At 39.7% G+C, this 23,637-nt stretch carries 23 protein-coding genes and 1 riboswitch; of the genes, 3 read left to right on the top strand and 20 right to left on the bottom strand.

The window, feature by feature from the left end:
- Positions 1-9: 9 nt before the first annotated feature.
- Genes purF through purC form a run of 5 tightly spaced genes read right to left on the bottom strand, consistent with a single transcriptional unit; the run spans position 10 to position 5,312 of the window.
- Positions 10-1,449: an amidophosphoribosyltransferase gene (purF, locus tag AB3I00_RS12545; protein WP_002309482.1), complete on the bottom strand. Its 1,440-nt coding sequence runs from the start codon at positions 1,447-1,449 to the stop codon at positions 10-12.
- Complete coding sequence (gene purL, locus AB3I00_RS12540; RefSeq protein ID WP_024635310.1) at positions 1,434-3,656, bottom strand: phosphoribosylformylglycinamidine synthase subunit PurL; 2,223 nt, start codon at positions 3,654-3,656, stop codon at positions 1,434-1,436. Before purL ends, purF begins: the two co-directional genes overlap by 16 nt.
- The gene (purQ, locus tag AB3I00_RS12535) at positions 3,657-4,328 is read right to left on the bottom strand and encodes a phosphoribosylformylglycinamidine synthase subunit PurQ (protein ID WP_368025350.1); all 672 of its coding nucleotides are present in this window, start codon (positions 4,326-4,328) and stop codon (positions 3,657-3,659) included. It abuts the gene before it with no gap.
- 1 nt (position 4,329) lies between these two features.
- Positions 4,330-4,584, bottom strand: coding sequence for a phosphoribosylformylglycinamidine synthase subunit PurS (gene purS, locus AB3I00_RS12530; protein WP_002309490.1), 255 nt, complete (start codon positions 4,582-4,584; stop codon positions 4,330-4,332).
- Positions 4,584-5,312: a phosphoribosylaminoimidazolesuccinocarboxamide synthase gene (gene purC / locus AB3I00_RS12525; RefSeq protein WP_002292230.1), complete on the bottom strand. Its 729-nt coding sequence runs from the start codon at positions 5,310-5,312 to the stop codon at positions 4,584-4,586. Before purC ends, purS begins: the two co-directional genes overlap by 1 nt.
- A 255-nt stretch (positions 5,313-5,567) precedes the next feature.
- On the opposite strand from purC, the gene AB3I00_RS12520 reads away from it, so the two are divergent.
- The gene (locus tag AB3I00_RS12520; RefSeq protein ID WP_010732725.1) at positions 5,568-5,945 is read left to right on the top strand and encodes a hypothetical protein; all 378 of its coding nucleotides are present in this window, start codon (positions 5,568-5,570) and stop codon (positions 5,943-5,945) included.
- A 195-nt stretch (positions 5,946-6,140) separates the two neighbouring features.
- Here the strand turns inward: AB3I00_RS12520 and purB are convergent, their stop codons facing one another.
- The 14 genes from purB to AB3I00_RS12450 all read right to left on the bottom strand — a co-directional run bounded on the left by purB (position 6,141) and on the right by AB3I00_RS12450 (position 20,354).
- Positions 6,141-7,436 carry an adenylosuccinate lyase gene (gene purB / locus AB3I00_RS12515; RefSeq protein ID WP_002306865.1) on the bottom strand — a complete coding sequence of 432 codons (1,296 nt, stop codon included), beginning with the start codon at positions 7,434-7,436 and terminating at the stop codon, positions 6,141-6,143.
- Between the two features lie 12 nt (positions 7,437-7,448).
- Entirely contained in the window at positions 7,449-8,573 is a 1,125-nt protein-coding gene (purK, locus tag AB3I00_RS12510; RefSeq protein WP_002315161.1) for a 5-(carboxyamino)imidazole ribonucleotide synthase, read from the bottom strand.
- The gene (gene purE, locus AB3I00_RS12505; RefSeq protein WP_002315162.1) at positions 8,566-9,054 is read right to left on the bottom strand and encodes a 5-(carboxyamino)imidazole ribonucleotide mutase; all 489 of its coding nucleotides are present in this window, start codon (positions 9,052-9,054) and stop codon (positions 8,566-8,568) included. Before purE ends, purK begins: the two co-directional genes overlap by 8 nt.
- A gap of 233 nt (positions 9,055-9,287) precedes the next feature.
- On the bottom strand, positions 9,288-10,595 hold the full coding sequence (locus AB3I00_RS12500; protein WP_368025348.1) for a nucleobase:cation symporter-2 family protein: 1,308 nt from the start codon (positions 10,593-10,595) through the stop codon (positions 9,288-9,290).
- A gap of 2 nt (positions 10,596-10,597) precedes the next feature.
- Entirely contained in the window at positions 10,598-11,179 is a 582-nt protein-coding gene (locus AB3I00_RS12495) for a xanthine phosphoribosyltransferase (protein ID WP_368025347.1), read from the bottom strand.
- 114 nt (positions 11,180-11,293) lie between these two features.
- A riboswitch (purine riboswitch) is annotated at positions 11,294-11,391 on the bottom strand.
- A 356-nt stretch (positions 11,392-11,747) separates the two neighbouring features.
- Positions 11,748-13,040, bottom strand: a complete 1,293-nt coding sequence (locus AB3I00_RS12490) for a Gfo/Idh/MocA family protein (protein ID WP_086286081.1) — start codon at positions 13,038-13,040, stop codon at positions 11,748-11,750.
- Positions 13,037-13,660 carry a hypothetical protein gene (locus AB3I00_RS12485; RefSeq protein WP_002315164.1) on the bottom strand — a complete coding sequence of 208 codons (624 nt, stop codon included), beginning with the start codon at positions 13,658-13,660 and terminating at the stop codon, positions 13,037-13,039. Before AB3I00_RS12485 ends, AB3I00_RS12490 begins: the two co-directional genes overlap by 4 nt.
- A gap of 2 nt (positions 13,661-13,662) precedes the next feature.
- On the bottom strand, positions 13,663-14,499 hold the full coding sequence (locus AB3I00_RS12480) for a carbohydrate ABC transporter permease (protein WP_002292245.1): 837 nt from the start codon (positions 14,497-14,499) through the stop codon (positions 13,663-13,665).
- 16 nt (positions 14,500-14,515) lie between these two features.
- Positions 14,516-15,403, bottom strand: coding sequence for a carbohydrate ABC transporter permease (locus AB3I00_RS12475; protein ID WP_002313850.1), 888 nt, complete (start codon positions 15,401-15,403; stop codon positions 14,516-14,518).
- 15 nt (positions 15,404-15,418) lie between these two features.
- Entirely contained in the window at positions 15,419-16,702 is a 1,284-nt protein-coding gene (locus tag AB3I00_RS12470; RefSeq protein ID WP_368025346.1) for an ABC transporter substrate-binding protein, read from the bottom strand.
- A gap of 940 nt (positions 16,703-17,642) precedes the next feature.
- A complete protein-coding gene (locus tag AB3I00_RS12465; protein WP_002293277.1) occupies positions 17,643-18,332 on the bottom strand; it encodes a hypothetical protein in 690 nt (229 codons plus the stop codon).
- A gap of 17 nt (positions 18,333-18,349) precedes the next feature.
- Positions 18,350-18,967: a glycoside hydrolase family 73 protein gene (locus tag AB3I00_RS12460; protein WP_368025345.1), complete on the bottom strand. Its 618-nt coding sequence runs from the start codon at positions 18,965-18,967 to the stop codon at positions 18,350-18,352.
- Positions 18,968-18,976: 9 nt separating this feature from the next.
- Complete coding sequence (locus tag AB3I00_RS12455; RefSeq protein WP_002329114.1) at positions 18,977-19,801, bottom strand: D-alanyl-D-alanine carboxypeptidase family protein; 825 nt, start codon at positions 19,799-19,801, stop codon at positions 18,977-18,979.
- A complete protein-coding gene (locus AB3I00_RS12450) occupies positions 19,794-20,354 on the bottom strand; it encodes a hypothetical protein (RefSeq protein ID WP_002293272.1) in 561 nt (186 codons plus the stop codon). The genes AB3I00_RS12455 and AB3I00_RS12450 overlap by 8 nt, the downstream gene beginning before the upstream one ends.
- A gap of 173 nt (positions 20,355-20,527) precedes the next feature.
- Here AB3I00_RS12450 and AB3I00_RS12445 point away from each other — a divergent pair, with 173 nt between their 5' ends.
- On the top strand, positions 20,528-21,484 hold the full coding sequence (locus tag AB3I00_RS12445) for a Gfo/Idh/MocA family protein (RefSeq protein WP_086286084.1): 957 nt from the start codon (positions 20,528-20,530) through the stop codon (positions 21,482-21,484).
- 429 nt (positions 21,485-21,913) lie between these two features.
- Here the strand turns inward: AB3I00_RS12445 and AB3I00_RS12440 are convergent, their stop codons facing one another.
- A complete protein-coding gene (locus tag AB3I00_RS12440) occupies positions 21,914-22,870 on the bottom strand; it encodes an aromatic acid exporter family protein (protein ID WP_002315171.1) in 957 nt (318 codons plus the stop codon).
- A 104-nt stretch (positions 22,871-22,974) separates the two neighbouring features.
- On the opposite strand from AB3I00_RS12440, the gene AB3I00_RS12435 reads away from it, so the two are divergent.
- Entirely contained in the window at positions 22,975-23,577 is a 603-nt protein-coding gene (locus AB3I00_RS12435) for an aromatic acid exporter family protein (RefSeq protein ID WP_002292924.1), read from the top strand.
- The last annotated feature ends 60 nt before the right edge of the window (positions 23,578-23,637 follow it).

Here is a 23,637-nt window from a genome sequence, read left to right as displayed (position 1 = left end):
GATCTGCTTTTAAAAGAACGATACTTTTTCTTTTAGTGATTCCTGATATTTTTCTTCATAGTCATATAACGGCGTCGGATAATCTCCGTTGAAATAAGCCATACACAATCCTGAATACGGAGCATCTTTTTCTAGACCAATCGATTCGATCAGACCCTCTTCACTTAAAAAACCTAAAGAATCTGCACCGATACATTCTTTGATTTCATCAATCGTGTGATTGGCCGCAATGAGTTCTTTACGCGTTTGAATATCAATCCCATAAAAACACGGATATTTCAAAGGAGGAGAAGCAATCCTCACATGTACTTCTTTTGCTCCTGCTTCTTTCAAAAGATGGACGATCCGTCTGCTTGTCGTGCCCCGAACAATCGAATCATCAACCATAATCACCTTTTTCCCTTCCACTACCCCGCGTACAGCAGATAATTTCATTCGGACGCCTTGCTCTCTTAGTTCTGGCGTCGGCTGGATAAATGTTCGGGCAATGTATTGATTTTTTACTAATCCAATTTCGTAAGGGATACCGCTAGCTTCTGCATAACCGCTTGCGGCTGACAAAGAAGAATTAGGTACACCAACGACCATGTCTGCTTTTACTGGCGATTCTTTCGCTAAATTCCGTCCCATGTTTTTCCGTGCAGTATGCACATTGATCCCTGCGATATTTGAATCCGGTCTGGCAAAATAGATATATTCCATCGAACAAATAGAAAGCTGCGTGTCCTTCGTAAAGCAATCGATCTGGATTCCTTCGTCATTGATGATCACTATCTCACCAGGCTGGACATCTCTTATGAAACGTGCCCCAATAACTTCTAATGCACAAGTTTCCGAGGCAATCACGTATGCTCCGTTTTTCATTTGTCCGATTGCTAATGGACGAAAACCATTCGGGTCCAAAGCGGCAATCATTGCCGTTTCTGTCATTAATAAATAGGCAAAGCCACCTTTGACTTCATTTAAAGCACTTTTCAATTTATTTAAAAAATCTGTTTCTTCACTTCGTCGGATCAAATGCATCAATATCTCCGTATCGGAGTTGGAATGGAAGATCGCCCCATTTTCCTCTAACTCTTTTCTAAGGGAGCGAGCATTGATCAAGTTACCATTATGCGCTAAGCCGATCGACTGATCATGAAATTTGAATAGAAAAGGCTGAATATTGTCCACACTTCCATTGCCTGCTGTTGCATAACGTACATGTCCGATTGCAGCTTCTCCTGTTAACTGCTGCAATTTTCTTTGATCTTTGAATACCTCAGAAAGTAGACCCAGGTCTCGATGACCCATGAGCTTTCCTCGATCATTGGACACGATACCCGCACCTTCTTGTCCTCGATGCTGAAGACTATGGAGCCCGAAGTATGCCACACTAGCGGCGTCTGGATGACCCCAAACACCGAAGATCCCGCATTCTTCATTTAAACTCTTCACTTCATAAGACATACGATTGCATCCTCCCAGCACTTTCTTGCTACTGCTGTTTCTATTTTGATTTGACCGTCAGTTGCTGAAATTTCGATTATCGCTTCATCCGTCACCTTACCTGCTAAAAAAGCAGCATCTCCCATCATTTCTTCGAATCGTGTCTGGTTTTCCGGTGCAACTGTCAATACAAATCTTGATTGAGTTTCTGCAAACAATTGTGCAGAGGGCAAGCCAAACTGCACAGATAAACCTAACTGATATTTGAAAGCTGATTCTGCCAGTGCAATTGCCAAGCCACCTTCTGAACAGTCATGGGCACTTTCGATCAATCCGTTTTGGATGGCTGTCAATACTAACTCCTGGTTTTTCTTTTCAACGGCTAGATCAAAGTTTCGAATCACCCCTTCGATTCTTCCAAGCTGCATCTTTTGTAATTCACTGCCATCAAAATCTGCAAACGTCTTGCCTAATATATAGATTAGATCCCCTGATTTTTTGAATTCCTGAGTAGTGATATGTTCATGATCCTCGATCAATCCGACCATACCGATCATCGGTGTTGGATAGATTGCTTGACCGTCCGTTTCATTATATAAAGAGACATTTCCTGAAATAACAGGAGTTCCTAACGTTTCACACGCAGCAGCAATGCCGTCAGCTGAAGTCGATAATTCCCAAAAAACTTCTGGTTTATCAGGAGAACCATAGTTCAGGCAGTCGGTGATCGCCAAGGGTCTGCCACCGCTAGCAATGATATTTCTAGCTGCTTCTGCCACTGCTATTTGTCCTCCGACTTTTGGATCCAAATAGAGATAACGAGCGTTGCAGTCTGTGGTCATCGCTAATGCTTTGTTCGTCCCTCTGACTCTCATCACAGCCGCATCGCTTCCTGGACAGACAACTGTATTGGTTTGTACTTGTGAATCATAAGTTTCGTAGATTGAACGTTTCGAAGCAATCGTCGGTTGTTGCAGCAGATCAAGCAATACTTGTCCAGGTTCTTCAATAACCGGCTGATAAGGAGCCAACCGCTGAAAATCTGCGATTCGAGCTGGTTCTTTCATCTCTTTATGATAGACTGGCGCATCTTCAGCCAGCGCATCGACTGGCAGATTCGCTACTTCTTTCCCTTGATGATATAGACGATATTGCCCGTCGTCTGTTACTTTACCGATAGTGACTGCATCTAGATCATACTTCTGAAATAGTTCTTGGATTTTTTCCTCCTCTCCTGATTTGACACAAATCAACATCCGTTCTTGTGATTCGGATAGCATCATTTCATAAGGCGTCATTCCAGTTTCTCTTTGTGGGACTTCGTCTAATGTCAATATAAGTCCTGAACCAGCTTTTGAAGCCATTTCCGCACTAGATGAAACAAGTCCTGCTGCTCCCATATCCTGTATACCTACTAGAGAATCCGAATGATGCAAGATTAATTCCAAACACGCTTCAAGCAGCAGCTTTTCCATAAAAGGATCGCCTACTTGTACAGCAGAACGTTGCTGTTCTTCTTCTTGACTAAATTCTTCTGAGGCAAAAGTTGCGCCGTGGATGCCGTCGCGACCTGTTTTTGCTCCTACATACATGATCGAATTGCCGACACCAGCGGCTTGCCCTTTCTGGATATCTTTGTGTTCAATCAAACCTACACACATTGCATTGACTAATGGATTTCCTTCATAACAAGGATCAAATGCAATTTCGCCACCTACAGTCGGTATGCCGATACAATTGCCGTATCCGCCGATACCTGCAACTACTTCTTCTAGTAAATATTTTGTTCTTGGATTATCTAATTCGCCGAATCTCAATGAATCTAGCAGCGCAATTGGACGAGCCCCCATGCTGAAAATATCTCTGATGATTCCGCCAACTCCTGTCGCAGCTCCTTCATAAGGCTCCACGGCTGAGGGATGGTTGTGACTTTCTGCTTTGAAGACAACTGCTAGTCCATCACCGATGTCGACGATACCTGCGCCTTCTCCAGGGCCTTGCAAGACATGAGGTCCACTAGTAGGAAATTTGCGTAGAACCGGTTTAGAATTTTTATAGGAACAATGTTCGCTCCACATAACAGAAAACAGTCCAGTTTCCGTATAATTAGGCATTCTTCCTAAGATATCTTCTTCGATCATTCGATATTCTTCATCAGTCAATCCCCATTCGGCATAGATTCTTTTTTTCTTGATCTCTTCAGCTGTCGGTTCATTCAATGTTTTCATCTATACGGTCACCTTTCCGAAGTTTTTTAAAATGGAAGCAAAGAACCGTTTCCCATCTTCTGATCCTAGCAAGTCTTCTACTGCACGTTCTGGATGAGGCATCATTCCTAACACATTCCCCGCTTTATTCGTAATCCCTGCAATGTTTTCCACGCTGCCGTTGATGTTGTCATTATAAGTAAAGACGATCTGATTATTTTCCTTCAGTTCTTCAAGTGTTTCTTCGTCACAGAAATAATTTCCTTCCCCGTGAGCAACTGGAAGAGAGATTATTTCATCTGCTTCATATTCTGAAGTAAAGGCTGTCTTAGGGTTGACTTTCAATGGTACAGTTTTACAAATAAAATGCAAAGACTCATTTCGTCTCAGTACACCTGGCAACAGTCCAGCTTCTGTCAATATCTGGAATCCATTACATGTACCGAATATGGGTTTCCCTTCTTCAGCAAAACGAATCACTTCTTCCATGATTGTAGAAAACCGAGCAATCGCACCGCATCTCAAATAGTCACCATAGGAGAATCCTCCCGGCAGTAAAACCCCATCAAATCCTTCTAAAGAGGACTCATCATGCCGTACAAATTCGGCATCAGCGCCCATGATCTCGCGAATTGCCCATAACATATCTGCGTCACAATTTGAACCTGGAAAAACGATGACCGCAAATTTCATGTTATACTTCCTCCATTTTTTTGATTTCATATCGGTATGTTTCCATATTTACATTTGCAAGCAACTTGTCACAAATCGTTTCAATCACTGTATCGATTGGTTCTTCTGTATCAGCAAGTTGTATCTCAAAGTATTTTCCGATACGGATATCTTCGATTGTTTCATATCCCATACGATGGACTGCTTTTTTTACTGCCTCTCCTTGAGGATCTAACACTGAATCTTTATAGGTTACATAAACTTTTACGAAATACATCATACTCGCTCCTTTTCTTCAGTTAGTTCCGATAGACGGTTATATACTTCTTGATAGACTGGAATCAGATCACCTAAGCCTCTGCGGTAAACGTCTTTGTCCATATGTTCATTCGTACGTTCATCCCATAATCGGCAAGTATCCGGTGTTACTTCGTCCGCAAGCAACATTTTTCCATTCGACCGACCAAACTCAAGCTTGAAATCCACTAAAACCAGACCAACCTTAGCAAATAATTCGATCAAAATTTTATTGATAGCTAATGCTTGGGTTTTCAGCTCACTGATTTCTTCCGGTTTTGCCAGTTGCAAGTAATAGATATGGTCTTCATTGACAAAAGGATCATCCAACTGATCATCCTTATAGTAGAATTCAACGATTGGCTCGATTAATTTTTTGCCTTCAGGAACACCTAGACGTTTTGAGAAACTTCCTGCTGCAATATTTCGGATAACCACTTCCAGAGGGATGATTTGTACTTTTTTTACTAATTGTTCGGTTTTAGATAATTGTTCAATAAAATGGTTTTTTATTCCTCGCTGGGTCAGATAGCGGAAAATCGTACTTGTGATTTGATTATTCAATTCTCCTTTTCCACTTATCTGATCTTTCCTCGCGCCATTCAACGCAGTCGCCTGATCTAAGTATTCTACCCAAATCAAGTTTTCATCAGAGGTAAGATATAATTTTTTGGCTTTCCCTTCGTACAGAAGTTCTTTTTTCTCCATGTCTGACTCTCCTTTTTATTTACATTGAAAGCAAATACATCGATTTTTGTTCGTGTTTTCACTTTGAATTTTAACAATCATCTTTTTAGAAATCAATATAAATATGTACATTAAAGGCATTAGATTCTTTTAATGTTCGTGTTTTATTGTAAGTACAAAAATTCCCTCATCAACAAGCGTTTACATTTATATATAATGATGGTATATTAAAATTAACTAAAAATTTGGATAACTGGATCGAGGAGGCACTTGCCGATGGAAGATGCAATAAAACAAGGTCAGCTTTTTTTATCAGAATTAACGGCTGAGGAACGTTCCTGTCTATATAATGATTTGTTGTCGATCAAAGACGTTTATTTATGCAATAAAGATACTAGTTTTTATACCTTTCGGAAAATCCGCCGAGCAGCTAAGCGTTGCGCTGAATGCCGTAAAAGGACTTTTAGTTATCGGACAGAACACAAAGGCGAACTTTTAATCAGTCAGATCCACGAGCAGAAACGTTTCAAAAATCACTATCGTATCCAAATCTTATTTAATGGACAAGAGATGGAATATACTTTTCTCGAAAATTTGCTGCAATATCTCCATAACCAGCATTTTAGTTATAATAGCCAAGCCATTTACGCTTAATTCCTCTATTTTTTTGTATGTAAAGAGGCACGGTAAAGAGGTAGTCGCTTTTAAAATCAGGTTCCTATCAATCAGGTTCCTATCATTGATAAGAAAACATAATAAACTAAAAGAAGCAGAACCGCTAACGGATCTGCTTCTTTTTTGGTTATTTTTGCTATTCTATTTTAATTGAACTTTGCAACTCACTCTTCTTTATTCCAAACCTACTCGTTTGAATATCACGTCAACGTTTTTCAAATGATGATGATAATCAAAGGCATCATCTATTTCTTCTTTAGATAATACCGATGTGATGGTCGGATCTTCTTCTAACAGTGGGCGGAACTGAACTTGGTTGTCCCAAGCATACGCAGTTTTTGGCTGAACAAGATCATAAGCTTCTTCTCTTGTCATTCCCTTATCGATCAATTTCAGCATAACGCGCTGGCTATAAATCAAACCAAATGTTGCAGACATATTCCGCTTCATGTTTTCAGGAAAGACCGTTAGATTTTTAACGATATTGCCAAAACGATTTAACATGTAATTCAATAAAATCGTGGTATCAGGCAAGATGATTCGTTCGGCTGAAGAATGAGAGATATCTCTTTCATGCCATAATGTGACATTTTCATAGGCAGTGACCATGTGTCCGCGCACCACTCTGGCTAGACCAGCCATATTTTCTGAACCGATCGGATTCCTTTTGTGCGGCATAGCAGAAGAACCTTTTTGACCTTTCGCAAAAAACTCTTCTACTTCACGTGTTTCAGACTTTTGCAATCCGCGTATCTCTGTTGCAAAGCGTTCAATACTTGTAGCAATAAGCGCCATCGCTGAGAAATATTCAGCATGGAGATCCCGAGGGAGAACTTGAGTAGAGATTTCTTGCGGACGGATCCCCAATTGTTTACATACATACTCTTCAATAAATGGCGGGATATTTGCGAACGTCCCCACTGCTCCTGAGATTTTTCCTGCTTCTACTCCTTTTGCCGCATGTTCGAATCGTTCGATGTTCCGTTTCATTTCTGAATACCATGTGGCAAGTTTCAATCCAAAAGTAGTTGGTTCAGCATGGACACCGTGTGTTCGACCCATCATCACTGTATATTTGTGTTCTTTTGCTTTTTCGCCAATGATTTCCGTAAAACGTTTCAAGTCTTCCCGTAAAATATCATTTGCTTGCTTGATGAGATAGCCATAAGCAGTATCTACGACATCCGTACTTGTTAGACCATAATGGACCCATTTTCTTTCTTCTCCCAATGTTTCAGAAACTGCTCGTGTAAAAGCAACGACATCATGGCGTGTTGATTTTTCGATTTCCAAGATCCGATCGATATCAAATGATGCATGCTCGCGGATTTTTTTCACATCTTCTTGCGGGATTTCACCAAGTTCTGCCCAAGCTTCATCTGCTAAAATCTCGACTTCGAGCCACGCACGGTATTTGTTCTCTTCCGTCCAGATATTCCCCATTTCAGGGCGTGTATAACGTTCTAACATGTTTTTTCTCCTCTAATCCCAAATATTCGTTTGTTTGATTTCTTCCAGCGTTTGCTGGATGTCTTCTGTCAAGATAGTGATATGTCCCATCTTGCGACCTTTTTTCGCTTGTTTTTTTCCATAGAAATGGAATTGCCAGTCTGGCTTATTCTCAATCAAGCGATAGCTTTCCAACAGTTGTTCTCCCAAAACATTGACCATCACTGCATTGCTTGTCAGACGCACTTTTTCTCCTAATGGCCAGCCGCAAATCCCTCGAATATGGGCATCGAACTGACTCATAGAACAAGCTTCGATAGAATAATGCCCAGAATTGTGAGGACGAGGGGCTAATTCATTCACATATAACCCGCCTGTTTTTGTTAAAAACATTTCTACCCCTAGAGCACCTGAAAGGCTTACTGCTTCTGCAATCACACGGGCAATACGCTCAGCCTCCTCGATCACATCCTGAGCAATCGCGGCTGGAGCAATCGTTTCGTGCAGAATGTTGTTTCGATGGATGTTTTCCACGACCGGAAAAGTTGTGAAATCTCCTTGTCCATTTCCTGCCACCATGATCGAAATCTCTTTTTCAAATGGGATCCAAGCTTCTAAAACACAGGTTCCTTCTCTTAAAAGATCCATTGCAGGGGCCAAGTCTGCCCGACTTTTCAAAACATACTGCCCTTTGCCATCATAACCGCCTCGAGTGGTTTTCAAAACGCAAGGATAACCGATCCCGTCAATCGCATCTTGGATATCTGTCGGACTGACGATCGTTGCATAAGGAGCAATCACGATGTTGTTCGTTTCCAAAAAAGATTTTTCCAATAGGCGGTCTTGCGTAATCGCAAGCAAGTCTGTCCCTTGAGGAATAAATGACATGGGTAAGATCGCATTTAGCGCCTCTACACTGACATTTTCAAATTCATAGGTAATGACATCTGTTCTTCTAGCAAGCTCTTTCAGCGCAAAGGTGTCATCATAGACACTTTCAATGTGCCAATCTGCAACTTGTGCGGCTGGACAATCACTTACAGGATCCAGCACACCTACTTTAAAGCCCATTTCTTTTGCACTAATCGCCATCATACGACCTAATTGACCGCCGCCGACGATCCCGATCGTTGAACCAGGCAACAAAGGTTTAACCAAGTTGATCACTACTTTCTATAACAGTTTTAGCCAACATTGAACGTCTTTCAGCCAATTTAGCCTCCAATTCTAAATCATACATGGAAAGCATCTGTATCGCAAGTAGTCCAGCATTAATTGCTCCAGCTTTTCCGATTGCCGTAGTAGCCACAGGCACGCCTCCAGGCATTTGAACAATCGACAGAAGCGAATCTAAACCATTTAATGTTCGTGATTGGACCGGTACGCCGATAACCGGCAAAGTTGTTTTTGCCGCAACCATCCCCGGTAGATGGGCGGCTCCACCTGCTCCTGCAATAATGATTTTGATTCCTTTTTCTCGAGCGCTTTGTGCATATTCAAACATCAAATCTGGTGTGCGATGAGCAGAAACGACTTTTTTTTCATAAGACACACCGAATTCTTCCAATATTTGACATGCTTCTTTCATTGTTTCCCAATCTGAAGTACTCCCCATAATCACAGAGATTTTTGCTGTCATTGTTTTTCCTCCCAGTTTTTCTACACCCATATTTTAACAATCGTATTTTTTGATGTCAAAGAAATTTCGAATATTGATAAAGAAAACCATTTTATTGTTCGTGTTTGTCGAAGGCATAAAAAAAGAATGTGACAAAAGTGATGTCACATCCTTTTTTAATATAAATGGTATTCAATCAGCTGATCCTCGCTATTCACTCAAAACGCTGGTTTCACAACTTTTCTTTTACTTCATTATTTTTTGAAGGCTTCTTCTACTATTTCTTCATCTTTTTTTAAACCATTAAAGATCAGATTCAATATGATCGCCGTAATACTACTCATTACGATGCCATTGCCAGTGAACATTTGCAATGTTTGAGGCATTTGACTGAATAATGTCGGCGTAATATTGAAACCTAGCCCAAATCCAACAGAAACAGCAACAATCAATAGATTTTTATCATTGCTGAAATCAACTTCCAACAGCATACGGATTCCTTGGACTGCCACCATCCCGAACATGACTAACATTCCTCCACCAAGTACCGGCTCAGGAATGATTTGTGCTAACGCACCGATTTTAGGGAATAATCCTAAAACAATCAAGAAGAACGCAGAGAAGTAGATAGGTTTTCTCGTTTTGATACCCGAAAGTTGAACCAATCCGACATTTTGAGAAAAGCCTGTGTAAGGGAATGTATTGAAAATACCGCCTAAGATAACGGCAAGTCCTTCTGCACGATATCCTTTTTTCAATTCTTCTTCTCCAACATTCTTTCCAGTAATGTCACCAAGCGCAAAATATACACCCGTTGATTCTACCATGCTGACCATAGAAATGATGATCATCAGTAAAATCGACCATACATCAAAAGTTGGCTTACCAAAATAAAAGGGTTGTGGGACATGGAACAACGGTGCATCTCCAATCGCACTCAGATCGATCATTCCCCTGAAAGCAGCTAAGATGCTTCCACCGACTAAACCAATCAATACCGCGATGGAACGAATGAACCCTTTTGCCAACATTTGCACACCTACAATGAGGAGAATCGTCACAAATGCAAGTAGTAGATTTGTTTTGTCACCAAAATCAGCCGCTGTTGCATTACCGCCACCCATTTTTTCAATTGCTACTGGAATCAATGTCAAACCAATAACGGTGATAACCGTTCCTGTTACTAAAGGCGGGAATAATTTCTTGATTTTAGAAAAGATACCTGAAACTAACACAACAAAGATACCTGAAGCGATAATAGATCCGTAAATAGCTCCTACTCCTTCATTAGTTCCGATCAAGATCAGCGGCGCTACTGCTTGGATCGCACATCCTAAAACAACAGGCAAGCCAATTCCGAAAAATCGGTTAACGGTCAATTGCAATAATGTTGCTAATCCACACATAAAGATATCAATTGAAATCAAGTAAGTCATCTGTTCTTGATTAAAGCCTAGTCCTGTACCGATCAAAAGAGGCACCGCTACTGCTCCTGCATACATCGCTAATAGATGCTGCAGCCCTAAAACCGCGGCTTTTCCATTTTGTGTTTCTTTTTCCACGTTTATGCGTCCTCCTCAAGAAACTCAACTTGTCCATTCGTCAAGGAAGCGATACGTGCAAGAGAAACGACTCTCAATCCCATTTCTTCAAGCAACTGACGTCCATCTTGGAAAGACTTTTCAATGACGATCCCGATTCCTTCTACTTGAGCTCCAGCTTGCTGGCATAATTCAATCAATCCTTTTGCCGCTTGTCCGTTTGCCAAGAAATCGTCAATAATCAATACTTTATCTTCTGAAGATAAGAATTTACGAGAAATAGAAATCGTACTTGTCACTTGTTTCGTAAAAGAATAAACAGAAGCCGTCAATAATTCTTCATCCATCGTCAAGCTTTTTGCTTTTCTGGCGAAGATCATTGGAACACCTAATTCTTTTGCAGCAAATAAAGCTGGTGCGATCCCAGAAGATTCAATGGTCACAACTTTCGTGATCCCTTGTTCTTTAAATACTTCTGCAAACCGTTGTCCCATTTGTTCCATCAATACAGGGTCTACTTGGTGAGTGACGAAACTGTCGACTTTTAGTACGCCCTCGCCTAATATACGTCCGTCTTTTTGAATACGTTCAACTAATTCTTTCACTTTATTTGCTCCTTTATCATTTATTAATACCAAAAAACCGCTTTTGTGCAAAAACCTACTATGTTTCTGTTAAAGAAAAACACCCTCCACTTTATCATAAGAAAAGAAGGGTGAAATAGCCAATCTTTTACTTATAGTCCAGCATTTACGGTACTGGCTAGAAACTGTCATCCATATTATGACGATATATAAGTAGGTATGTAAAACTAATAATAGTGTAAAATCATTTTCTTGCAACTGTTTTGCACGTGAAGGCAGTTTGACATATTTGAATAAAGAATGTTGTTTCAAATATTGAAAATAGTCTAACACTACTTTCTGAAACTGACAACGTGGTTTACTTATTTTTTTGTAAAATCTAATGATTTTTAATGCATTACTCCTTTTTGTTCGGGTTTAAATAGTTATTTTTATTTTCACTTATCCAAAAATTCTATTCCACACAAAAAGGATTGTGAAAAAAAACGTGTCACAACCCTTCTTTCGAATAAATAGTGTTCCAAAGACAACCTACGGCAATAGCGCACAGATTTATAACGTACAGGAAATAATTTTCGTAAATTCCTTCTTATTCCTTGAAGCTGACAAGTTCGTCAATCGCCACTGCTTTTCCTGAAGCAATAGAGTGATTTGCTGCAATTCCTGTCAAGATCGACAGGATACCATCTACGTGAGTTGCTGCTCGATTCCACGGATCTTCTTCCTTTGCTTCGCCAAATAGATCATCCAACAAACGTGGATCTCCTCCGCCATGTCCGCCTGCTTCTTGTTCAACGATTACCTCATAGGGTTCACCGAACATCGGATAGACCTGGATGGACTGAAGAACGGCTGCTCCCTCGTCTGTTTTATCTCCACCAGCGTTGATATAGGACTTTTCGATCACTTTCATTTCGATCCGTCCTTTGCTGCCATTAAAAGAAACATTGAATCCTTCCCACGGCATATACGCATTTAGCGAATACGTCAATATCGTACCAGTCTCGTATTTGACCGTCACTCCTAACGTATCTTCAATAGAGATATCATCGGAAAATACACTGCGATCACGAATGTATCCACTGTCTTCTTCTGCTTCCAAATACATTTCTCGTAATTCCTCATTGGCTGATAGATCTATAGCAAATGGATCATTTTTGGCTAGTTCGCTTCCATAGCATCGACTGTAAAATGTTTCTACTCCGCGTTTTTCCGCATTATGCATTCCATAAAAATTCAATCCACCAAATGCGAATACCTTTTTTGGCTGGCTACTCAACCAAAAGTTCACCAGATCAAAATGATGGGTAGATTTGTGCACGAGAAGTCCGCCACTATTGTGTTTATTTCGATGCCATCTTCTGAAATAATCTGCCCCGTGCTGCGTATTCAGCAACCATTCAAAGTGGATAGAGAAAACATCGCCGATTATGTCTTTTTCCAGCAGTTCCTTTATCTTCGTGTGATATGGCGCATAACGATAATTGAAAGTGACTCGCAGATTCCTTCCCGTTTGTTTTTGGACAGTTATTATTTCTTGCGCTTTTTCCTCATCAATAGTCAGAGGTTTTTCGCAAATAACATCATACCCTTTTCTCATTGCACGGATGATATAATCATGATGCGTTCGATCTACTGACGTAATAATGACTTCATCTGGCTGTACATCATCCAGTAGCTGTTCAAATTGCGATGGCATACATGTCTTTACTTTCTTCTGTCCATACTTGTTCACAAGTACTCGATTTGCATAATCCATTCTTGTTTGAGACACATCACAAAAACCGACCAGTTCACAAGTTTGATGATACGTAGAGGCAATTGCCTCATAAAAAAAGCGAGCTCTTCCGCCAAGACCGACTTGTACATATTTTTTCTTCATTTAAACTCATTCTCCTTTTCTTTTAACCAGCATGCCGTGACAAACGGCAGTCCAGGATACAGCAATGCAGCAAGTAAAAAATCATACTGTATACACCAAAACAGCCCATACAAAAGACAGAAATACCACAGAAACCCTTTGACGTTTTTTGACAACAGCCAGATATTCCTTTTGATCAAATAAATAAGACTATCTGCTTTCTCTTCTTTGCAGACATCAATTAGCGTACTAAAAAAACCATGGGATACAAAAAGCAACAGACACAATAGAAAAGGAATCAGATACCAAGCATCAGCCTTTTCTATGAACAAATACCAATCAGCTGCAAAAATAAGAACGAACAGCTGAAACAACGCAACAATGAAACATGACCTTTTGATTTTTTCTTTCCGCCAACCTACCTTCTTTTCCGCCAAATAATGGGCAGATAGATAATAAGCAGGATACATCATCAAAAAATAAATCAGATAGATAACATGAGCAGAAAGCGTTAATCCTAAAGTGAAAAAACATCCTAGAAAAAAAGCGAAAAGACCATGACTGATAAGACTGGTTAAAAAAATCCGACAGAAATAGTAGTTGATCTTGTAAAGAAACATCTCCTCTATTGGCTTTTTCATATTCAGCCTTTCAAGCCGCTTGTACTGATTCCTTGGACGAGATATTTATTGAAGAATAAGAAAATCAGAAAAACCGGCAGCAGAGACAGCGTAGACATCGCAAACATACTGGCGTAAGTCGTGCTAGATCCAGCATCTGCAAATAATTTGATAGCAATCGATACGGTATAAGATCTCGGCTTGTTCAAATAGATCAGCGGTCCCATAAAGTCATCCCATTTCCAATAAAACTGGATAATGATCGTGGTGATGATCGAAGGTTTTAGCAAAGGAAAAATAATTTTGGTAAAGACACTATATTTGCTGCATCCGTCAATAATCGCAGATTCATCTAACTCTTTGGGAATACCGACCATGAATTGCATGATCTGGTAAATAAAAAATGCTTGTCCAAAAAAGTGCGGTAAAATCAGCGGCACATACGTACCAACCAAATTCAGCCGATTGTAAATAATAAACTGCGGGATCAAAATCACTTGTGCAGGAATCATCATCGTTACTAACATGACGACGAACCAGAACCTTTTTCCTTTGAAATCGATCCTCGATAATGCGTAAGCAATACAAGTCGAGCTCAGCACTGTCCCGATCGTTGATACCGCAGAGATGACAAACGAATTCTTAAAGAACGTGAAAAATGAGATTCCAGCAAAACCTGCCCATCCTTCTGCGTAATTTTCCCATCGAAAAGTTTCTGGAATCAAATTCAGTGAACCACTCAGAATCTCTTGATCCGTTTTAAAAGAACCTGCGATCATCCACAAGACTGGATAAATCATGACTAGACCTAATAGCAAAATAAACCCGTACTGGAACCATTTCATTACTGTTTTATTCATTTTTTCCTCCCCCCGTTCACACAACGACCCATTTTTTTGATGATTTGAAAATCAGAAAGGTAACAGCGCCCATGATCAACAGCATGATCCACGAAATAGCACTAGCATACCCCATAGAATTAAAAGAGAATGCTTGGTTATACACATAAAGAGCATAAAAGTTCGTGGCATCATTCGGACCACCTTGGGTAATGATGAACGCTTGCGTGAAAGTCATAAACGCTGCAATCGTCTGCATGACCAAGTTATACAAAATGATTGGCGAAAGAAGAGGTAGCGTGATCTTGTAAAACGACTGCCATTTGTTCGCTCCATCGATCTCTGCCGCTTCATAATACGAGGCTGGGATCTCTTTGATACCTGCAGCAAAGATGATCATTGCCGAACCGAATTGCCAAGCAGACATCAAAACAAGAGGGATCATGACCAATTTTTGATCGCCAAACCAGGAAAGTGCTGGTGCGCCTAGTCGTTCTAGAAAAATATTCACTAACCCATTTTTAGAAAACAATTCTCGCCACACTAGAGCAATAGAAATACTGCCGCCAATCAAACTAGGTACATAATACAAAGAACGAAAGAAAGTCGTCCCTTTGATATTTCTCGTTAAAAGATAAGCAATCAATAGACCAAAGATCAGTTTCACAGGCACAGAGGCAAATACATAGAGAAAAGTGACTCGAATGGAGTTCAAAAAACGAGCATCACTTAGCATTTTTATATAATTATCCAAGCCGATCCATGAGACTGGATTCCCCAGACGATAATCGGTAAACGAATAATAAAGAGACAAGATCATCGGTATTACCGTTATCAATAGAAATCCTAGAATAAATGGAGAAGCAAATACGTAACCGACCACGTTATCTTGATTCATGAATCGTTTTAGTTTTTCTTTTTTCATGCTTTCCTCCTGTTACTATTCCAGAATGTTTGAAGCAAACTCATAAAAACTCTCTGCTGCTTCTTCTGCTGTCATTTCTTCATAGATGACTTTTTCTACCAAAAGATTGTATTGATCTTGGATCTCTGGATTTAAAGCGCTATCAAAAACATTTACTTCACCGTTATCCATATCGGAGATCATTTCTAAATAGTCGAATGTCGCTTGTAAAGTTGTATCATCTGTCTGAGCGAGTTGTTCTCGAATATTGGACATGATTGATACACCGCGTTCTCCTTTTAAAATCTCATTGGCTTCTTCACTGTTTTGGAAGAAATCAATAAATTTAGCCGCTTCTTCTTTGTGTGCTGAATTTTTTGCCATACTCAGCATTTGCGAAGAACGTAAAGGAATACCAGATTCTCCATCTGCTTTTCTGCGAGGGGGATTAATCAATCGAATTTCCATGTCTTCAGGAGCGCCTGACAAAATTTCTGTCAACTGGTTACTTGATAGAAAAACCATCGCTGCTTCGCTATCTCTAACTGCCTGAAAAGACAGATCTGTCGTACTTGCAGCTCCACCACCCGGTTCTGGATGGGCACCTTTGTCTACCAGATTTTTACGCAGCTGGAAAAAATCTGTTAAATAATCCGGATTTTCGAATCCCAAGCTGTTAGATAAATCCTCCTGATTATAAAAATTCAATCCTTTCTCAACTTGCGGTATTTGAATAATACAGCCAGCTATAAAATCTTCGAACCTTGAAATAGCATAGATCCCTAATTCTTCAGTGATTTGATAGCTGATTTGTTCAAATTCTTCCCATGTCCAATTGGAAGCAGGTTCAGGGATACCTAATTGTTCAAATATATTTTTATTGTAAGCAATCGCAAACGAGTTCACCCCGTTGGACAGTCCAACTAATTGCCCGTCGTAAATCGTCGTTGCCAAATAGGATTCATCTGCATTAGAAACATCAATTATCCCTTGCTCCACATATTCATCTAATGGTTCAATCTGATTGATGTATTGAGGAAATTGATTATTTAATTGAAAAATATCCCAGATATCATTTGATGCTGCTAGCGTACCTAATTTTGTGTAATATCCTTCATAATCATAGAATTCATACTCGATCGTCACATGAGGATTTTTTTCTTCGTAAAGCTCGATTACTTTTACCGTTGCATCGTGTCGAACTTGTGAACCCCACCAAGCCATGTTCAACGTGATTTTTTCGTCATCCTCTTGCCCACAAGCCGTCAAGAATAATAACATAACACTTAATGCTAAGATGATTCTCATTTTTTTCTTCATTTTCTACACCTCTACTTCCATTGACATTTTTCAATATACTGTATTTTTATACAGTATATATTTATAAAACTATCTTTTTTAAAGGCGAATAAAAACCAAGGCTTGCCTTTTTGTTCTGCCTAGGATGAACAACTCAATACTTTCAAGGAAAATTAGATAGTGCTGATTCTTTTTCCATTGCTACACACACTTCTTGCTTCAATGATGGGAGGATAATTGCGCAAAGAAAAAAGGATATCAGACAACCGTCCAATATCCTTGACATAGCTAAATAAGCGTGCCACTCTGCGTATATTATTCCCTAAAAAATCAGAAAAAATAACTAGTAATTCTGTATGAAATTAGGTACAATATACACGTCGATGCACAAGCATTGACTATGGCAACTTGATTGGTCAGTTCCCGCTGACTTTTCAAGCCCCGGCGATTTAGCTGCTACTAAATTGCCGGGTGCCTTTTTTAGTTTTTATTCGTTTTTCATTCTATAGAAAGCGCTTCAATAAATCAAGACATTTTTTTGACGTAAAGCTAATAATAACAACATATTCCGACCGTTTATATGTACATTACAGATAAAAAAACAAAAAAATCTTCTTTTATTTCTGAATTTCGAACAAATAGGACCAAGTATAAAAGAGGTCGCGAGCCTGCCGTTCAGCTCCGAGTCACAAGAAACAATTTAAAAAAAACAGCTTCCCATGTTTGATGAATATTGTGACTTGTGACCGAGGAATTGGTAAGAGAACACCATTTAACCGGAAAAAGAGCGTGGGACAAAAGTAAAGAACACTTTTGTCTCACGCTCTAAATACGTATAAACGGCGGAAGCAGAAGCAACTCCTTCGGAAATAAGCTGAAATTCACAAAAATTTGAAAAGCAAATTTCGTGAATTCCTTTTTATTTCTTGGAGTTAAACGCTTCTGTCCCAGCCTCTACTTCTTACCTGTTATCCATGTTTCCTTTTTCAGTTTCCCGATATTTTTCCATTTTACGACTAAAAAGCTCTCCGCTACTTGGCGGCGTATACGTGATGGCATTTGCTCCTGCTTGAATGGTCTCAGCAATACTTTCTTCCGTTGGTCCGCCTGTCGCAATAATAGGAAGTTCAGGATACTTTTTACGAAAATGACGTACTGCTTCTGCAGTTTCTTTTCCCGCACTGATATTGATAATCGAAATACCAGCTGCTAGCTTTTCATCAATTTCTGTATATTTCGATGTTACCGTACTGATAACTGGGATATCAACTACTCGACAAACTTCTTTTACTGTCTCTAAAGGCGTAGGACCATTCAAAACGACCCCTAAAGAACCTTGCGCTTCTGCAAACATGCTCATGTAAGAAGAACGAGCACCTTGTGTCAATCCGCCTCCTACACCGGAAAAAACCGGAATATCAGCTGCCTCAATGATACTTTTAGTAATTGCTGGATGTGGTGTAAAAGGATACACAGCAATTACTGCATTCGCATTTGTATTTCGTATGATTGCGATATCCGTAGTAAAGATGATCGAACGAATCAATTTTCCAAATATCTTGATCCCGCTTGCTTCTAAAATGATTTCCGGTACTCTTACGATATCTTTTCTCAATTCCGTCATGATTTCCGGCGTAAATTGTTCTGCCATCAGCCACTTCTCCTTTGCTATCTCCGGTCATACTGATTCAACTGATACGTCTCGATGACCTGGATGATTTTTTGCGCATAACCGGTGTCTGTCGCATAACCTGCATCTTGCAATGCTTGTGCGGCTTCCTGATAATTGGTGGCCGTAATCACTTTTTCATACAGTGCAGGATTCCAATCTACTCCTTGGACAAACAGTTGTGTATGGTCATCCATGGACTGTTCCCATGAATCATACACTTTGAAGTCTCCTTGGATAGTTATCCATTCTTCGTTAACAAATTCCTTTGTTTCCAGGCTTACTTTCTTCTGATCCCCATAAGCCTTGATCCCGAAAAGATTATTGTATTTGCTAGCCAAGGTACTTTTTCCCCAATTCGATTCTAATATAGCTTGTCCTAAAATGATACTAGGAAGCACTCCATAACCATCTTGTAGTTCTTGGGCATGTGGAACAAGCCGTTCAATAAATTGCTGATGGGATTGCGCTTCATTTTCTTGCTGATTATCAGTAAAAGGAGAAGACAGATTCTTCAAGGAAAAAACAAAGGCTAGGAGTATCACTACTACACCGGCAACCACTGCTGGCCAACGGATATTCTTGCGCTTTTGCTTCTTCCATTTTTTTTTCGCCATGATCAATTCCTACTTTTCATTTAATTCATTCAGATATTCTTCTAGCGTCAATTGGTGTTTGGTGATATACTCAGCATTTTCTTTACCGACATAACGTAAGTGCCAAGGTTCATATGTGATTTTAGTTATATCTTCGCGTCCTTTTGGATAACGAACGATAAATCCATACTGCGCAGCATTCTCTGCAATCCATTTAGCTCCAGGCTGATCTCCGTAACTTGCATCCAATACAGTAGAAGGATAACTGTTGTACCAGTTTTGATCAACGACATCGACTGCCAGACCTGTGTGGTGTTCGCTGTATCCTGGCTCCGTAATCGTTTCTTTAGTGATTTTTGTCGCCTCCTCTTCTGATACACCTTGGCGACTCATCACATCTTGGACATTTTGTTCGAAAACTTGTTGTTGGGATGATACAGACCGGTAAGCTGAAACCATAACTAACGGAAACCCAGCTTCTTCGGCAGCTTTAGCAAATGCTTCATATTCCGGAGCAATACGTTTGTCGATCAAATATCCATTACTCAATGATGCCAATTGAGTAGACTCATCGATTTCTTTTTCTAATTTGTGATCTGGACCAACCAAAACTAGCTGCCAATCGTCTGTTTTAACATCTGGCAATTGTTTGGATGTACGATCTTGTGTTTCTTTGTCCTTTGCCTTGCTGCTTGTTGTTTGACTGTTCTTTTCTTTACTAGCAGTTGTTTTGGTGCTTGTTCGTTCGACCGTTTGATTGCCGGCTTGAACATGCGCGTCATCATCGCTAAAAATAACATAGCCCATTGCTGCGATCATAATCACAACTGCTCCAATTCCTAAAAATTTATTCACTTGAAAAATCCTTTCGTTGTTCTTCACGTTCCCCGTTCGTATCATGAACGTAAGTTTCTTCCAGATTTTCATTCACCCAATCAAGAAGTTCGATTTTTTCTCCTTCAATCTGTTTTTGAACATCTGCTGGCAGACGAAAATTCAAAATATCGTCATAGCCCCATTCATCATATTGAATACTTACTTTCAAGTCAAGGTACCTACCAGCCTGCTGATTGTTTTTCAAAGGGATCAGCTCGACTTTTGCTGCTTTGCTGCTTAGCCATTTTTGCGCGATACGTGTTTTAATTTGTTTATACTCTGCAACAGCAATATTTCGTTTCTCGGGAAAAATAATCGTTTGACGCAAAATCTTTTGCGTAAGCATCCATTCATAATCAGTGAAAAGATTTTTTACTTTCTGCATCGCTTCAGAAGGCAAATTTTTCTCGCCATCTTTCCATTTTTGCCATTGTTCTGGGCTGATCAGCAAGTATTCATCTAAAAAGTTTTTTTCAGTTTCAAACTGTTCCAATAATACACTCATAATAAGATCAATATATACTTGATGCACGTTTATCCCCTCCTTTTAACTATTCTACTTAAGTTTTAGTCAAAAAGCACCTGTTAAATCGCTGCTTTCATTTTTTTTAATGTTTCAAGTCCTCTCCCCTTCATTCTTCGTGATTTTTGTTATAATGATAGACAGAAAAGAATCTCAATCCAACTATGAAGGAGCGTTTTCAGATGAAAAAATATCAATGGGGAATCGTTGGTCTAGGTACCATCGCACATGAGTTTGCCGAAAGCTTCAATCAAGAGACAAGTGAACTAACAGCGGTTGCTTCCAGAACTTCAGAAAAAGCGGAAAAATTCGCACACCGTTACAATATTCCAAAAGCTTACGGAAGCTATCAAGAAATGTTAGACGATGCTGAAATCGACATCATATACATTGCTGTACCAAATAAACAGCATATTGACCATATCTTGGCAGCATTGGAAGCAGGCAAACACGTCTTATGCGAAAAAGCCATCACGATGAACAAAAAAGAACTGGCTGACGCTATGCGTTTAGCAGAAGAAAAGAATCTGATTTTAGCAGAAGCCATGACCATCTTCAACATGCCGCTTTATCAGCAATTACGCTCAATAATGGATACAGGAAAACTAGGGGCTTTAAAAATGATCCAAGCACCTTTCGGCAGTTATAAGGAACCAGATCCAGAAAACCGATTCTTCAATCCTGAATTAGCTGGTGGAGCTCTGTTGGATATCGGTACGTATGCGGTATCTTTTGCTCGTTTCTTTTTGAGTTCTCAGCCTGAAGTAGTCGCCTCTACAATGGTCCCTTTTGAAACAGGCGTAGATGAGCAATCAGTCACTATTTTGCGCAACAAAGAAAATGAACTTGCTGCTGTCAGCTTGTCTTTTCAGGCAAAAATGCCAAAAGTCGGTATCGTGGCCTTTGAAAACGGCTATGTGACGATTGCTGATTATCCTCGTGCGGATCGTGCGGAGGTCCTATTTACAGACGGTACGAAGGAATTCATCGAAAGCGGGCGTACTTCTGAAGCCATGAATTACGAAATAAACAATATGGTACACATGATCGAAGGTGACTTGCCAAATCGTTCTCTCTTCTTGACAAAAGATGTCATCGACATCTTGGATCAAATGCAAGTTTTATGGAAAAATATGTAATTTTAAAAGGTCGTGAAAAAGCTGGTCTGCATCAAGCAATAAGAACAGCCGAACAAAAATAGCTCCTCCTATTTTTCGTTTGGCTGGACTTGTTCCCGCAGATGCAAGCTTTTGAACACCGTTTAAAGAAGAGGTTGTGAAAAAGCCGCTTAGTTTCGAGTATTAAGAAAAATTTTGTGAAAATGGCTTTCCACATTTTTGCATAAATTTGGCTTAATACCGAGAAACTGGCTTTTGAACACCGTTTATACCAAGAGGTCGTGAGCCTGCCGTTCAGCTCCGAGTCACAAGGAGCAATTTCAAAAAAACAGCTTCTCATGTTTGTTGAATATTGTGACTTGTGACCGAGGAGTTGGCAGGAGAACACCGTTTATGGAAGAGGTTGAGAAATCAGCGCTTTGACCTGAATATTAGCTGAATTCAAAACCTCTATTTTTTGATTTTTTGTTGGGAGAATTCTGCCTTGATTTCAATAAAACTTTTAAAAGACTGCAAAAACTGGAACAATTCTGCTCGGTCCTCGAATTCAGGGCGGCTAGTCGGCAGAGGCATTTGCCGATACAATACATAAACTTCTTCAATACGTGCTAAGATTTGTCTGCCATCATTTGACTCTGAAAATGTTTCTGCCGTATAAATCAATAAACCGTAGATATGTTTTCCATAATAAGCGGGTTGTTGGATCCGCTCTAGATTTTCCAACATGTCTTTAATCACATTGACCTGTGCTCGTCTCATAGAGAAGTAAGTTTCATAGTATAGCGGCTGTCTGAGCCAGTAGTTTTCTTGATGTTCTCTGGCATCTTCTTGGCTTTCGCGAATGAATGTCAGCAAATGTTCGCATTTGATCTGCACATCTCCTTTATTTTCCGATAAAAGAAATTCTGCCATTTGTCTCAAGATATTCCGAAATTCTTTTTCAATCTGTATTTGGTTTTCCTTCAGCTGCTTCGTACGATCTGGCATATAGACATTCGCAAGCAAAGCAAATACTAATCCAATCGCCATTAATCCCGCTTCATTGCCGATCAGCTGCCAAGACATGTTTTCCTCCACTAAATAATGAGTGACCAAAACCGAATTTACGACGATTCCTTCAGTTAATTTGAAGCGAGAGGCAAGTGGGATGAACAGGAATAAAAAAAGACTGAAGCCAAAAATAGTATACCCAACAGCAAAAAAACTGAACAGCGCTGTTGCCGTAGCTAATATAAAGGCTGCGATTCGATTCATCCCTGTACGCAATGTAGAGCGTTTTGTATTTCCCACACTCAATAATGCAATGATTCCTGCAGCTGGCCAATACAATAGCGATAAGCTACCCGCTGTGACCATTGAAAAGAAGACACTGATCACCGTTTTGATTGTTCGCATTCCTATACGCATTTACTCCCCCCTTTTTCTGTTTTAATTATACTTGAATAATGAAAAACTAGCTATCAGACAAAAGTTTAGGTATGATGGTAAAAAGAACAAAAAGGAGAATCTCTATGCAATTTGGCCGTTTTCGACTAGGTATGCGTACGATCAAAAGTGCCTTAGCTGTTTTTTTATGTATCTTGTTTTTTCATTTGACTCAACGAGGAATCCCAATGATTGCTGCATTATCTGCTGTTTTTTCTTTGCGTCAGGACTTGACTACAACCGTTTCTTTTGGAAAATCGAGGATCATTGGCAACACATTAGGTGGTACACTAGCTATCATTTATTTTTTTGTCAAAAGCTATTTTCACAATGATTTTTTGGTAGAATTGATCCTGCTTCCTATTCTAGTAATTATTGTGATTGTCGTGTCAGACGGCATCAACAATAATTCCGGCATCATTTCCGCAATCGCTACGTTATTGCTGATCGCATTGAGTATCCCTCAAGGTGAATCTGCTTTGTACGCGATCCAACGAGTACTAGATACTTTTATAGGAACATTCATTGCGATCGGTATCAATTTCTTTCTTCGTCCGCCTGAAACAGAAAAGAAGGAAGAACTATCAGAAGATTTAGTCGAACTCCAAAAGAAAGAACGATTGCTGCGAACAAGTTTACAAGAGATAGAAGCTAAGATCCAAAAACAAAAGAAAAATAGCGAGGACTGATTTTCTTTTGAAATAACATAAAAAATGGAGAGAAGAACTTGAAAAGTCTTCCTCCATTTT

The organism is Enterococcus sp. C76 (assembly GCF_040886985.1).
Classification (GTDB): domain Bacteria; phylum Bacillota; class Bacilli; order Lactobacillales; family Enterococcaceae; genus Enterococcus_B; species Enterococcus_B lactis.
This window is presented reverse-complemented; position numbering and strand designations above follow the sequence as displayed.